Source organism: Kocuria sp. CPCC 205231 (assembly GCF_040980965.1).
In the GTDB taxonomy this organism is placed as follows: Bacteria; Actinomycetota; Actinomycetes; order Actinomycetales; family Micrococcaceae; genus Kocuria; species Kocuria rosea.
In genome coordinates, this window is record NZ_JAVKPP010000009.1 from 120,543 (window position 1) to 131,993 (window position 11,451).

13 protein-coding genes are annotated in these 11,451 nt (G+C 72.6%); 6 read left to right on the forward strand and 7 right to left on the reverse strand.

Translation table 11 applies throughout. The features are described 5' to 3' along the window. Positions 1-11: 11 nt before the first annotated feature. Both RF640_RS11345 and RF640_RS11350 read left to right on the forward strand, forming a co-directional pair. Complete coding sequence (locus RF640_RS11345; protein ID WP_017832745.1) at positions 12-734, forward strand: response regulator transcription factor; 723 nt, start codon at positions 12-14, stop codon at positions 732-734. A gap of 12 nt (positions 735-746) precedes the next feature. Further along, complete coding sequence (locus tag RF640_RS11350) at positions 747-2,213, forward strand: cell wall metabolism sensor histidine kinase WalK (protein ID WP_017832746.1); 1,467 nt, start codon at positions 747-749, stop codon at positions 2,211-2,213. Between the two features lie 9 nt (positions 2,214-2,222). On the opposite strand, the gene RF640_RS11355 is transcribed toward RF640_RS11350, so the two are convergent. The 7 genes from RF640_RS11355 to RF640_RS11385 all read right to left on the reverse strand — a co-directional run bounded on the left by RF640_RS11355 (position 2,223) and on the right by RF640_RS11385 (position 8,039). Continuing rightward, positions 2,223-3,245: an RNase H family protein gene (locus RF640_RS11355; RefSeq protein ID WP_109222512.1), complete on the reverse strand. Its 1,023-nt coding sequence runs from the start codon at positions 3,243-3,245 to the stop codon at positions 2,223-2,225. 76 nt (positions 3,246-3,321) lie between these two features. Further along, positions 3,322-4,029: an MgtC/SapB family protein gene (locus tag RF640_RS11360; protein WP_229587948.1), complete on the reverse strand. Its 708-nt coding sequence runs from the start codon at positions 4,027-4,029 to the stop codon at positions 3,322-3,324. Between the two features lie 150 nt (positions 4,030-4,179). Next, entirely contained in the window at positions 4,180-5,811 is a 1,632-nt protein-coding gene (gene groL, locus RF640_RS11365; RefSeq protein WP_035926880.1) for a chaperonin GroEL, read from the reverse strand. Between the two features lie 250 nt (positions 5,812-6,061). Next, entirely contained in the window at positions 6,062-6,661 is a 600-nt protein-coding gene (locus tag RF640_RS11370; RefSeq protein ID WP_095650833.1) for a GNAT family N-acetyltransferase, read from the reverse strand. 111 nt (positions 6,662-6,772) lie between these two features. Further along, on the reverse strand, positions 6,773-6,991 hold the full coding sequence (locus RF640_RS11375; RefSeq protein ID WP_017832751.1) for a hypothetical protein: 219 nt from the start codon (positions 6,989-6,991) through the stop codon (positions 6,773-6,775). After that, the gene (locus tag RF640_RS11380) at positions 6,988-7,317 is read right to left on the reverse strand and encodes a DUF3263 domain-containing protein (RefSeq protein ID WP_242630457.1); all 330 of its coding nucleotides are present in this window, start codon (positions 7,315-7,317) and stop codon (positions 6,988-6,990) included. The genes RF640_RS11375 and RF640_RS11380 overlap by 4 nt, the downstream gene beginning before the upstream one ends. Before the next feature lie 14 nt (positions 7,318-7,331). Beyond that, positions 7,332-8,039 carry an SDR family oxidoreductase gene (locus RF640_RS11385; RefSeq protein WP_017832753.1) on the reverse strand — a complete coding sequence of 236 codons (708 nt, stop codon included), beginning with the start codon at positions 8,037-8,039 and terminating at the stop codon, positions 7,332-7,334. A 110-nt stretch (positions 8,040-8,149) separates the two neighbouring features. On the opposite strand from RF640_RS11385, the gene RF640_RS11390 reads away from it, so the two are divergent. The 4 genes from RF640_RS11390 (at position 8,150) to RF640_RS11405 (ending at position 11,441) form a co-directional block, all read left to right on the forward strand. Further along, positions 8,150-9,247 carry a YihY/virulence factor BrkB family protein gene (locus RF640_RS11390; RefSeq protein ID WP_109222511.1) on the forward strand — a complete coding sequence of 366 codons (1,098 nt, stop codon included), beginning with the start codon at positions 8,150-8,152 and terminating at the stop codon, positions 9,245-9,247. Positions 9,248-9,310: 63 nt separating this feature from the next. Then, the gene (locus tag RF640_RS11395; RefSeq protein ID WP_017832755.1) at positions 9,311-9,988 is read left to right on the forward strand and encodes a uracil-DNA glycosylase; all 678 of its coding nucleotides are present in this window, start codon (positions 9,311-9,313) and stop codon (positions 9,986-9,988) included. A 30-nt stretch (positions 9,989-10,018) separates the two neighbouring features. Then, entirely contained in the window at positions 10,019-10,969 is a 951-nt protein-coding gene (locus RF640_RS11400) for a siderophore-interacting protein (protein WP_109222564.1), read from the forward strand. Positions 10,970-11,195: 226 nt separating this feature from the next. Continuing rightward, positions 11,196-11,441 carry a hypothetical protein gene (locus tag RF640_RS11405; RefSeq protein WP_109222510.1) on the forward strand — a complete coding sequence of 82 codons (246 nt, stop codon included), beginning with the start codon at positions 11,196-11,198 and terminating at the stop codon, positions 11,439-11,441. Positions 11,442-11,451 lie beyond the last annotated feature (10 nt).

Sequence of the window (11,451 nt, forward strand, 5' to 3'; positions counted from 1 at the left end):
GTTCCGAGAAAATGGGCGGCGTGAAGAACGACAACCCCGAAGCGAAACTGCTCGTCGTCGACGACGAGCCCAACATCCTCGAGCTGCTGGCCACGTCCCTGCGCTTCGCCGGCTTCGAGGTGGTCACCGCCGCCAACGGCCGTGACGCCCTGGCCAAGGCGGAGTCCGAGAACCCGGACCTCGCGGTGCTCGACGTCATGCTCCCGGACATGGACGGCTTCACCGTGACCCGCAAGCTGCGCGCGTCCGGGCAGCACTTCCCCATCCTCTTCCTCACGGCGAAGGACGAGACCGAGGACAAGGTCACCGGTCTGACCGTGGGCGGCGACGACTACGTCACCAAGCCCTTCAGCCTCGACGAGGTCGTCGCCCGCATCCGCGCGGTCCTGCGCCGCACGCAGCCCGCCGAGGAGGACGACTCCCGGCTGCGCGTGGACGACCTGGTCCTCGACGACGACGCGCACGAGGTGTTCCGGGGCGAGCGGGAGATCGACCTGTCCCCCACCGAGTTCAAGCTGCTGCGCTACCTCATGCTCAACCCGAACCGCGTGCTGTCCAAGGCGCAGATCCTCGACCACGTGTGGGAGTACGACTTCAACGGGGACGCCTCGATCGTGGAGTCCTACATCTCCTACCTGCGCCGGAAGATCGACAACGACCCCGAGCTGCCCCCGCTGATCCACACCAAGCGCGGCGTCGGCTACCTCCTGCGCTCCCAGCACAAGAACCACTGACCCGGCCCCGGGATGCACACCCTGTCCTCCCGGTGGCGCTCGGCATCGCTGCGCTCGCAGCTCATGGTGCTCACGGGCCTGCTCCTGGCGCTGTCCATCCTGGTGACGAGCTTCGTGGCGATCTCGGTGCTGCGCACCTCGCTCCTGAACGACATCGACCGCGGGCTGCGGGACTCCGTCCGGCCGGTCTCCACCGTGCTGGTCGCCGACATGGGCGGGGCGCAGGGCGTCCAGGTGCCGCACGCCGGGTTCCTGCTCGACGCCGACGGCGAGACCCTCGCCGAGGCGGTGCACACCCCGGAGGGCGTGCTCGAGCGGCGGCCGGACCTGTCGCAGGTCGACCTCGAGCACGTGCGGGAGAACCCCTTCGAGCCGACGACCGTGGGCTCCGTGGACGCCCCGGACCGCCGGTGGCGGGTGGTCGCGGCCGAGACGGAACGGCTGAACCTCGTGGTGGCGGTCGCCGAGCCGCTCGACGACATGAACGCGATGCTCAGCGCGGTGACCCTCCTGACGCTGAGCTTCGGGGTGGCGACCCTGTTCGCGGCCATGGCGGTCGGCTGGATCCTGGTCACCCGGGCGTTCGCGCCCCTGCACCGGGTGGAGCAGACCGCCGCCCGGATCGCCGAGGGCGACCTCTCCCAGCGCATGGAGGGCTACAACCGGCAGACCGAGATCGGCCAGCTCTCGGCGTCGCTCAACGCGATGCTCGGCCACATCGAGGACGCCTTCGACGCCCGCACCCGGTCCGAGACCAAGCTCCGGCGGTTCGTGGCCGACGCCTCCCACGAGCTGCGCACGCCCCTGGTGACCATCCGGGGCTACTCGGAGCTCTACCGGCACGGCGCCCTGCAGGAGCCCGAGGACGTGGCCGGGGCGATGTCCCGGATCGAGTCGGAGGCGAAGCGGATGACGCAGCTCGTCGAGGACCTGCTGATGCTCGCGCGCCTCGACGAGCGGCGGCCCGCGGAGAACGTCGACGTGGACCTGCTCCACCTCGCGTTCGACGCGGCAGGGGACGCCCGCGCCTCCGCCCCCGACCGGCGGATCGAGGTCGGCGGCCTGGGGGGCGGGGGCCCGGTCTCGGCATGGGTGCACGGCGACGAGTTCCGGCTGCGCCAGGTCGTGGCGAACCTCGTGACCAACGCCCTGCGCTACACCCCGGAGGGCACGCCGATCGAGATCGCGGTGGGCGTGGAGCGCTCGGTCGACGACTCCTTCAACGCCGTCCTGCAGGTGCGCGACCACGGCCCGGGCATCCAGGGCGAGGACGCGGAGCGCGTCTTCGAGCGCTTCTACCGGGCCGACTCCTCCCGCACGCGCGAGACCGGCGGGACGGGGCTGGGGCTGTCCATCGTGGCCGCGATCGTCCAGCAGCACGACGGCACGGTGCGGCTCACCGAGACCCCCGGCGGCGGGGCGACGATGACCGTGCGCGTGCCGGGCATCGAGCCCGCCGACGACGCCCCGGAGGTGTGAGCGGGCCCGTCAGGACTCGTAGGTGCCCTGGTGGAAGCGCAGCTGCCAGGGCCCCAGCTCGTTGCGGGAGTCCTCCCGGACCCACAGGGAGCTGCGCAGGCTCGTGCGGTCCCCCGCCGTGAGCCGGTAGACAAGGTGCACGGCCGCGGGGCCGAGCTCGGTGGCCTCCAGCACGTGCACGTCCACCGCGCCGAGCCCGGGTTCGCGGGGCAGCCGGTCGAGGACGTCCGCCCGGGAGCGCCACGACCCCGAGGCACCGACCTCGGCGAAGGCCTCGTGCAGCAGCTGGCCCAGCCGGCCCGGGTCCGCCCTGACCTCCGGGCGGAGCAGGTCCCGCTCGAGTTCCTGGACGGTCTCCCCCGCCGTGCGGCCGCGGGCGAGCTCCTCCTCGTGGGCGAGCAGCTCGCTCAGCAGATCGGGGTCGTGCCGGTCCTCGAACGCGCCAGGATCCGTGTCCTCCCCCGGCCCTGGGGCCTCCACCAGCGGCGCGGCGTCCACCGGCTCCGGGGCGTCCAGCAGCTCCCGGGCCGGGGTCCGGGTGCCCGCTCCGTCCGGGTGCCGGGCGGCGCCGTCGAACCCGGGTCCCTCGGGCGCGGGGCGACCGGTCTGGAACGCGGTGGCCACGGCCCGGGCACGGATGTCGGCGGCCTCGTTGAGCTCGTGGCCGGCGTGGCCCTTGACCCACTCGAAGCGCACGTCGCGGCCCGCCATCGCGGCGTCCAGGGCCTTCATGAGCTCCACGTTGAGGACGGGCTTGCCGTCCCTCTTCTTCCAGCCCTTCTTCTTCCAGCCGGGCATCCACTTCGTGATCGAGTTGATGACGTACTGGCTGTCGCACAGCACCCGCAGGGGCTCGTCGGGGCGGTGTGCCGTGGCCTCGAGCAGGTCCAGGACGGCCTTGAGCTCGCCCATGTTGTTGGTGCCGTGCGGCCATCCGCCGGCCCGCCAGGTGTTGTCGTCGATGTACCAGGCCCATCCCGCGGGACCGGGATTGCCCAGCGCGGAGCCGTCGGCGGCAGCAGTGATCGTCATGGCACTCATCTTTTCACGGCGCCCGGACGCCGTGCGCCACGGGCCGCGTGCACCACGGGCCGCGTGCACCACCGGCTCAGTCGCCGGGCTCCTGCTCGAGCTGCTGCTGGGCGACGTCGCGCACCCCGGCGACCCTCGACACCTGCACGGCCGCCGTGCGCAGGTCCGTCTTGCCCTCGAGCCGCAGGAGCAGCTCCACCTCGGTGCCCTCGGACCCCTCGACCGTCCGGCTCGAGACCACGGAGGCGCTCAGCTGCAGCTCGTCGACCACCGTCAGGACCTCCCGCAGCACGCCGTGCCCGTCCTCGTAGCGCAGCCGGAGTCCCTGCGGGGCCACCATCCCGGGCAGGCGGCGGGAGAGCGGGGTCAGCAGGATCGCGGAGACGAAGTGCAGGCCCGTGGCGACGACGGCGAGCGGCACGAGCCCGGCCCCGCAGGCCATCCCGATGGCCGCGGAGAGCCAGATGCTCGCGGCCGTCGTCAGGCCGTGCACCACGTCCCGGTTCGTGAAGATCACGCCCGCGCCCAGGAAGCCGATGCCCGTGATGATCTGGGCCGCCACGCGGGAGGGGTCGGGACCGGCGTCGATGCCGGGCAGGACACCGAAGCCGTAGGCGGACACGAGGGTGAACACCGCCGACCCGGTGCCGACCAGGGCGTGCGTGCGCAGCCCGGCGCTCTTGCGCCGCAGCCGCCGTTCGAGGCCCACCAGCGAGGTGAGCCCGAAGGCGATCAGCACGAGCGCGACCTGGACGGGGACCGCGTCCCACACGACGACGTCCACGGCTCCTCCTCCGGCAGCTGGTGCTCACGATTGAACACCACTTCCGGCCCCGCGGCACCACGTGCGGGACGACGACGGGCCGGGCACCTCCGCGAGGTGCCCGGCCCGTGCCGGATGCGTGCTGGGCACGCTCGACGGATCAGCCGTCGATCACATCATGCCGCCCATGCCGCCCATGCCGTCGTCGGCACCGGCGCCGGCGCCCGCGGGCTCCGGCTTGTCGGCGACGACGGCCTCGGTGGTGAGGAACAGCCCGGCGATGGACGCCGCGTTCTGCAGCGCGGACCGGGTCACCTTGACCGGGTCGTTGATGCCGGCGGCCATCAGGTCCTCGTACTCGCCGGTGGCGGCGTTGAGGCCGTGGCCCTGGGCCAGACCGCGGACCTTGTCCACGACCACGCCGGCCTCGAGGCCGGAGTTGATCGCGATCTGCTTCAGCGGGGCGTCGATGGCGACCTTCACGATGTTCGCGCCGGTGGCCTCGTCGCCGGTGAGCTGCAGCTTGTCGAACGCCTTCTGGCCGGCCTGGATCAGGGCCACGCCGCCGCCGGCGACGATGCCCTCCTCCACGGCGGCCTTGGCGTTGCGCACGGCGTCCTCGATGCGGTGCTTGCGCTCCTTGAGCTCGACCTCGGTGGCGGCACCGGCCTTGAGGACGGCCACGCCGCCGGCCAGCTTGGCCAGGCGCTCCTGCAGCTTCTCGCGGTCGTAGTCCGAGTCCGAGTTGTTGATCTCGGCGCGGATCTGGGCCACGCGGCCCTCGATCTCCTCGGCGGTGCCGGCGCCGTCGACGATGGTGGTCTCGTCCTTCGTCACGACGACCTTGCGGGCCTGGCCCAGCAGGTCCACGGTGGCGGTCTCGAGGGAGAGCCCGACCTCCTCGGTGATGACCTGGCCACCGGTGAGGATGGCGATGTCGGCCAGCTGCGCCTTGCGGCGGTCGCCGAAGCCGGGGGCCTTGACGGCCACGGACTTGATGGAGCCGCGCATCTTGTTGAGCACCAGCAGCGCCAGGGCCTCGCCCTCGACGTCCTCGGCGATGATCAGCAGGGGCTTTCCGGCCTGCATGACCTTCTCGAGCACGGGGACCAGGTCCTTGACCGCGGAGATCTTGGAGTTGACCACGAGGATGTAGGGATCCTCGAGGACGGCCTCCTGGCGGTCGGCGTCGGTGACGAAGTAGCCCGAGAGGTAGCCCTTGTCGAAGCGCATGCCCTCGGTCAGCTCGAGGTCCAGCCCGAAGGTGTTGGACTCCTCGACCGTGATCACGCCCTCCTTGCCGACCTTCTCCATCGCCTGGGCGATGAGGCGGCCGATCTCGGGGTCGCCGGCGGAGATCGACGCCGTGGCGGCGATCTGCTCCTCGGTCTCGACCTCCTTGGCGGAGGCCAGCAGCTCCTCGGTGACCGCGGCGACGGCCTTCTCGATGCCGCGCTTGAGGCTCAGCGGGTCGGCGCCGGCGGCCACGTTGCGCAGGCCCTCCTTGACGAGCGCCTGGGCGAGCACGGTGGCGGTGGTGGTGCCGTCGCCGGCGATGTCGTCGGTCTTCTTGGCGACCTCCTTGACGAGCTCGGCGCCGATCTTCTCGAACGGCTCGTCGAGCTCGATCTCCTTGGCGATGGACACGCCGTCGTTGGTGATCGTGGGGGCGCCCCAGGCCTTCTCGAGGACCACGTTGCGGCCGCGCGGGCCGAGGGTGACCTTGACGGCGTCGGCCAGGGTGTTCAGGCCCCGCTCGAGTCCGCGGCGTGCCTCTTCGTCGAAAGCAATCATCTTTGCCATGTGACTTCGTCCCTCCTGGACGGTAGACAAACGGTCGACCTCCACGGTGCCCGCGACGGACGGCGCGCACGACGGCGGACTCTTCCCGACGCCGTGCGGCACCTCACCGTGGTGGTTGAGGTGTCACTCCTGTGCCGGTGGCTGCCCGGGTCGGGCCGGGGACCGAGCCATTAGCAGTCCACACGACTGAGTGCTAATCGCAATCTTGGCACTCGTCCCCGGAGAGTGCAAACCCCTGAGCCGATTCCGCTCAGCCCTGCCACTCCTCGCGCAGGACGCCGTAGACCATCCGGTCGTAGTACTCGCCGCCGACCCTGCGGGCCCGGCGGATCCTGGCCTCCTCGGTGAAGCCCAGCTTCACCGCCACGCGGCACATGCCCGCGTTGCCGCTCCACGTCTCCAGGTCGAGGCGGTGGGAGTCGGAGTGGGCGAAGAGGTAGTCGATCCACAGGCGCATCGCCTCGGTGCCGTAGCCGCCGCTCCAGTGCTCCGGGGAGTACACGGTGATGCCCAGGGAGCGCAGCGGCAGCAGGTGCGTGCCGTCACCGGGGTCCTCGGTGGGCTTCTCCGACCAGTACCAGGACACCTGCCCGATGAACCGGTCGTCGGCGGCGTCGGCGATCACCATCGTCTCGCGCGGGTCCGGCCAGTCCCCGGCCGTCACGTGCTCCCGGAGGGTGCCGAGCCAGCGCTGGGCGCCCTCGGCGGTGAAGTTCGGGTAGAACGGGCCGTCCGTGCGCTGCCACTCGTGCTCGCCGCCGCCGGCGGGCGGCATGATCCACGCCTCGTAGTCGACGAGGTCCTCCTCGGTCCAGTCGCGGACGCGGACTCGGCTTCCTTCGATCTGCACGGTGGTTCCTTCCGGTGGCGTCAGGGGTGGACGACGTCGTGGTGAACGGCGTCGGAGCGGTCGGGCTCCGGGATCGGAGCCGATGGGGGACGCCTCGAGGACCGGGCCGGCTCAGGACCCCGTGGACGTGGCGCCCGGCGCCGGGGCGGCCTCGCCCGGGGCGTTGAGGAACGAGAACACCCCGACGCCGAGGGTCAGCACCCCGGCCAGGACGATGGCGGTGAGCTCCCGGGCGCCCACGCGGACGGTCGGCCGGACACCGCGGTGGGCGCCCTGGCGGGGCCCGTCCTCGGGGACGTCGTCGAACTCGTCGTGCGGGTACTGGGTCATCCGTGGTCTCCTCGCTGCCGGCGCAGCCTGGCCACGAGCATCGGGTCGTGCTCGAGGGCTGCGCGGGTGTCGATCAGGACGTTGAGCCGCTGGTAGTAGTGGGTGGGCGAGAGGTTCAGGCGGCGGCGGATCTCCATCTCCTTGGCCCCCTGGTACTTCCACTGCAGGTTCTCGAGCGAGAGGATCTCGCGGTCCACGGCGTCCAGACCGGTCCCCTCGCCGGGGTCTTCCCCGCCGGGGGCGGCCTCCCCGTCCGGCACCGGCTCCGCGCCGAGGGCGGCGTCGTCGCCGGCCCGGGCGTCCGCGGGCACCGCATCCTCGGGCACCGCGTCCTCGCCGGTCACCGCGACTCGGCCCGCGGCCGCAGGGAGAGGGTGGTCAGCTGCGCGTCCTCGCCCGCGTCCACGACGGCGCGCACCGCCGCGGCCACGGACTCCGGCCGGAGGTAGCGCTCCGGGACGTACTCGTGGCCCAGGCCCGCCTGGATGTCCCGCTGCATCTGCGTGTCGACCGGGCCGGGGTGCACCGAGCTGACCACGACGCCGTCGGCCTCGACCTCCTGTCGGAGCGAGTCGGCGAGCGCGCGCAGGGCGAACTTCGAGGCCGCGTAGACGGCGTCCCCGGCGCGGGCGTTGAGCCCCGAGCCGGAGTTGAGGAACACGACCTTCCCCCGGGCCGCTCGCAGGGCCGGCAGCAGGAGCCGGGTCAGCTCCGCGGGGACCACCACGTTGAGCTCGAGCTGGGCCCGCCAGTCCGCCACGGAGGCGGCCTCCACCGTGGTGCGCCCGGCCACGGCCGCCGAGTGCACCAGGACGTCGACCCGGTCCAGGCCGGCCACCACGGACGGCAGGGCCGCGACGTCGGTCAGGTCGGCGGCGCGGACGGTGACGTGCGGGAGGCCGGAGAGCTCGGCCAGCCGGCCGGCGTCCCGGCCCAGGGCCAGGACGTCGTGGTCGCGGGCGAGGTCCACCACGCACGCGCGGCCGATGCCTCCGGTGGCCCCGGTGACGACGGCGAGGGGTCGGGTCTCGGTGGAGGAAGCGCTCATGCGCCCACTCTAGCCAGTCCGCCGCCGGTCCCGCCCGCCCCGGACGGAACGGGCCGGGGCGGTGGCGGCCCCGGTATCCTGGCCCGCAGCCGACCACACGGAGGAGCCCCATGGCAGCCGACCCCCACGCCGCGGGAGATCCCGGGGCGGACCCGGACAGCGCGGAGAAGCCCTCGTCGCCGGCACAGATCACGAGACCCTCGTGGAGCTACATCCTGCGCCGGACCGTCCACGAGTTCCGCCGCGACGAGTGCACGGACTCGGCGGCGGTGATGACGTTCTTCGCCGTGCTGTCCATCTTCCCGGGGCTGCTCACGGTGGTGTCGATGCTCGGCGTCGTCGGTCAGGCCGAGGCGACCACCAGGACCCTGCTGCGCCTGCTCGACGAGTTCGGGGTCCCGGAGGGGGCCGTGGCCGTGCTCGAGGGGCCGATCGGCGAGCTCACCGGCTTCCCGTCCGCGGGCCTGGCACTGGTCACCGGTCTGGTCGGCGCCCTGTGGACGGCCTCGGGCTACGTGCGGGCCTTCGGTCGGTCCATGAACCGGATCTACGAGGTCGAGGAGGGCCGCCCCGTCTGGAAGCTCTACCCCCTGATGATCGCGGTGACGCTGTCCCTGGTGGTCCTGGTGGTGGGCATGATGCTGCTCCTGCTGCTCTCCGGGCCGGTCGCCGAGCGGCTCGGCGGGCTGATCGGCCTCGGCGAGGCGGCACTCCGGCTCTGGCAGGCCGCCCGGATCCCGGCCCTGCTGCTGCTGCTCGTCTTCGTGATCGCCCTGCTCTACTACGCCACCCCGAACATCCGGCAGCCGAGGTTCCGGTGGCTCAGCATCGGCTCGGTGGTCGCCATCCTGGTCATGAGCGCTGCGACCACAGGGTTCAGCTTCTACGTGTCCAACGTCAACGACTACAACGCCACCTACGGTGCCATCGGCGGAGTGATCGTCCTGCTGCTGTGGATCTGGATCATGAACATCGTGCTGCTCGCGGGCGCCGAGCTCAACGCCGAGATCGAGCGCGGACGCCAGCTCCAGGCCGGGATCGAGGCCGAGGAGAACCTGCGGCTGCCGCCGCGGGACCTCCGGGGCGTGCGGCGGATGCAAGCGAAGGAGCAGGAGCTCGTCGAGGAGGGCCGCGCGCTGCGCCGTCGGCACGCCGGTCCCGACCCCACGGAGCACGCCCGCGCCAGGGACGGCACGGCACCGGCCTAGAGTGGTGCACGGCGCACCCGTTTTCGCACCCGCATCGACCCCGCACCCGCACCGAGGAGCACCGTGAGCGAGACCCAGCCCCTGGACAGGATCATGGCCCCCGACTGGGCGGAGGCCCTCGCCCCCGTGGAACCGCAGATCCGGCAGATGGGCCGGTTCCTGCGCGAGGAGCACGCCGACGGGCACCGCACGCTCCCGGAGGGCCCGGCGGTCCTGCGGGCGTTCCAGGAGCCGCTCGAGCAGGTCAGGGTGCTGGTCGTCGGGCAGGACCCCTACCCCACTCCCGGCCACGCCATGGGCCTGTCCTTCTCCGTGCAGCCCCACGTGCGTCCAGTGCCCCGCTCCCTGCAGAACATCTACAAGGAGCTGCGGGACGACCTCGGCGTCGACCCGCCGGAGCACGGGGACCTCTCCGCGTGGTCCCGGCAGGGCGTGATGCTCCTGAACAGGGTCCTCACCGTGCGCGAGGGGGCCCCGGCCTCCCACCGGGGCAAGGGCTGGGAAGCGGTCACGGAGCGCGCCATCAAGGCCCTCGCCGGCCGCGGGACCCCGCTGGTGGCCATCCTGTGGGGCCGGGACGCGCGGAGCACTGCCGCGTGGCTGGACGGCTTCCCCACGGTCGAGTCCGCGCACCCGTCCCCGCTGTCCGCGTCCCGGGGCTTCTTCGGCTCCCGGCCGTTCTCCCGCACGAACCAGCTCCTCGAGCAGCAGGGCGCGGAGCCGGTCGACTGGCGGCTGTGACACCAGGAGGCCTCCGTTAGGGTGGGCGGCATGACGACGACCCCCGGGGCCCGGCCCGCCAGACCCCGCAAGCCGCAGCTCAACCTAACGGTGCGCTCTCGCGAGCTGCTGTCCCCGTCGATGGTCCGGGTGGTCCTGGGCATCGACGAGCCCGAGCGCTACGCGGACATCGTCCCGCCCGAGAAGTACGTGAAGCTCGTCTTCCTCCGGCCCGGCACGGGCGAAGCCGGCACCGCGCTCCCCGGCACGGCAGGTGTTGGCACCGCGAACCCTGGCACGGACGCTCCGGACTCCGAGACCGCAGGCTCGTCGCGGCCGGGGGCGGAGCCCGGCCGGAACCCCGACTACTGGGAGCTCAAGGAGACCCTGCCGGGCGACCGGCAGCCCGTCACCCGCCACCTCACCATCCGCCGGTACGTGCCGGAGCGGCACGAGCTGTGGATGGACTTCGTGCTGCACGGCGACGACGGCTTCGCCGGCCCGTGGGCGGCCCGCGCCGAGCCCGGGGACCGCATCATCGCCCTCGGCCCCGGGGGCAAGTGGGCGCCGGCCCCGGACGCAGCGTGGACCCTGATCGCCGCCGACGACGCCGCGATCCCCGCCGCCCTCGCCGTCCTGGAGACCCTCCCGGCCTCCGCGCAGGGAGAGGTGCTGCTGGAGGTGGACACGCCCTCCGACATCCAGCCGGTGTCCGCCCCGGCCGGGATGACGGTGCGCTGGGTGTTCCGGGCGGACAGCGGTCCCGGAGAGGACCCTGCCCTGGTGCGAGCCGTGCGCGAGGTCGGGTGGCCCACCGACCCGGAAGGGGTCCAGGTCTTCGCCCACGGCGAGCGGGAGGTCATGAAGGCCCTGCGCGAGGAGCTGTTCACGCGCCGTCGGCTGGAGCGGGACCAGGTCTCGCTGTCCGGCTACTGGGCGAGGGGCCGCACCGAGGACGTGTTCCAGGCGGAGAAGAAGCTGCCGGTCGGCCAGATCCTCTGAGCCGGACCCGCGAGCGGTGATCCTTCGGACTGTGCGGCGCTGAGCTGCTCGTCCCGAGATCGGGCCCCGGATCTCGGACGCGCCCGAGAACCGGGTTGTTCCTCCCCATCTCACGGCCGTTCCTCCCCGTCCCAGGGCATGGTCACGGTCCGGGTCACGGGCTCCGTCTCCGTCTCCGTCTCCGTCTCCGTCCTTATGGTGTCGGACCCGGTGGGGATCATGAGACATGACCACTACCGCCGGCCGGCCGCGGAGCCCGGAGGAGGTCCTCCGGGAGGACACGGCCGTTGCCGACCGCGAGTACGCCGGTGCTGTGACGGAGCTGGTCGAGGACGCCCGGGCGGAGGCCCGCGCTGCGGGCCGACAGCTGCGGGTGATCCACCGGATGTGGCAGCTGCAGGAGCAGGCGCACGATCGGCGTCGGGCGGCCCGGGCACGCTGGTCGAACGAGCGCGCCCGCAGTCGTGGGTAGCACGTCCCGG